Raw genomic sequence first — 1587 nt, 5'->3', positions numbered from 1 at the left:
GAAACGCATCTTTGATGCGGATGACCATTTAGGTTAAGTTATGAAGGGCGCACGGTGGATGCCTTGGCACTAGGAGCCGATGAAGGACGGGACTAACACCGATATGCTTTGGGGAGCTGTAAGTAAGCTTTGATCCAGAGATTTCCGAATGGGGAAACCCACTGTTCGTAATGGAACAGTATCTTTATCTGAATACATAGGATATTGAAGGCAGACCCGGGGAACTGAAACATCTAAGTACCCGGAGGAAGAGAAAGCAAACGCGATTTCCCAAGTAGCGGCGAGCGAAACGGAATTAGCCCAAACCAAGAGGCTTGCCTCTTGGGGTTGTAGGACACTCTATACGGAGTTACAAAGGAACGGGGTAGATGAAGCGACCTGGAAAGGTCCGTCAGAGAAGGTAAAAACCCTGTAGTCGAAACTTCGTTCCCTCCAGAGTGGATCCTGAGTACGGCGGGACACGAGAAATCCCGTCGGAAGCAGGGAGGACCATCTCCCAAGGCTAAATACTCCCTAGTGACCGATAGTGAACCAGTACCGTGAGGGAAAGGTGAAAAGCACCCCGGAAGGGGAGTGAAAAGATCCTGAAACCGTGTGCTTACAAGTAGTCAGAGCCCGTTAATGGGTGATGGCGTGCCTTTTGTAGAATGAACCGGCGAGTTACGATCCCGTGCAAGGTTAAGTTGATGAGACGGAGCCGCAGCGAAAGCGAGTCTGAATAGGGCGTTTTAGTACGTGGTCGTAGACCCGAAACCAGGTGATCTACCCATGTCCAGGGTGAAGTTCAGGTAACACTGAATGGAGGCCCGAACCCACGCACGTTGAAAAGTGCGGGGATGAGGTGTGGGTAGCGGAGAAATTCCAATCGAACCTGGAGATAGCTGGTTCTCTCCGAAATAGCTTTAGGGCTAGCCTCAAGTATGAGAGTCTTGGAGGTAGAGCACTGATTGGACTAGGGGCCCTCATCGGGTTACCGAATTCAGTCAAACTCCGAATGCCAAAGACTTGCTCCTTGGGAGTCAGACTGCGAGTGATAAGATCCGTAGTCAAGAGGGAAACAGCCCAGACCACCAGCTAAGGTCCCAAAGTATACGTTAAGTGGAAAAGGATGTGGAGTTGCTTAGACAACCAGGATGTTGGCTTAGAAGCAGCCACCATTTAAAGAGTGCGTAATAGCTCACTGGTCGAGTGACTCTGCGCCGAAAATGTACCGGGGCTAAACGTATCACCGAAGCTGTGGACTGTTCTTACGAACAGTGGTAGGAGAGCGTTCTAAGGGCGTTGAAGCTAGACCGTAAGGACTGGTGGAGCGCTTAGAAGTGAGAATGCCGGTATGAGTAGCGAAAGAGGGGTGAGAATCCCCTCCACCGAATGCCTAAGGTTTCCTGAGGAAGGCTCGTCCGCTCAGGGTTAGTCGGGACCTAAGCCGAGGCCGAAAGGCGTAGGCGATGGACAACAGGTTGATATTCCTGTACCACCTCCTCACCATTTGAGCAATGGGGGGACGCAGGAGGATAGGGCAAGCGCGCTGTTGGATATGCGCGTCCAAGCAGTTAGGCTGAGAAGTAGGCAAATCCGCTTCTCATA

The 1587-nt window shown here is 51.5% G+C and carries 1 rRNA gene; it reads left to right on the top strand.

The features are described from left to right. Positions 1 to 31: 31 nt before the first annotated feature. Positions 32 to 1587, top strand: a 23S ribosomal RNA gene (locus E2R53_RS22885); the annotation flags it as partial.

Origin of the sequence: Peribacillus frigoritolerans, from assembly GCF_004358755.1 — a bacterium.
GTDB lineage: Bacteria > Bacillota > Bacilli > Bacillales > Bacillaceae > Bacillus_P.
The sequence above is the reverse complement of the archived record's forward strand: the minus strand, read 5'-3'. Positions and strand labels throughout refer to the sequence as shown.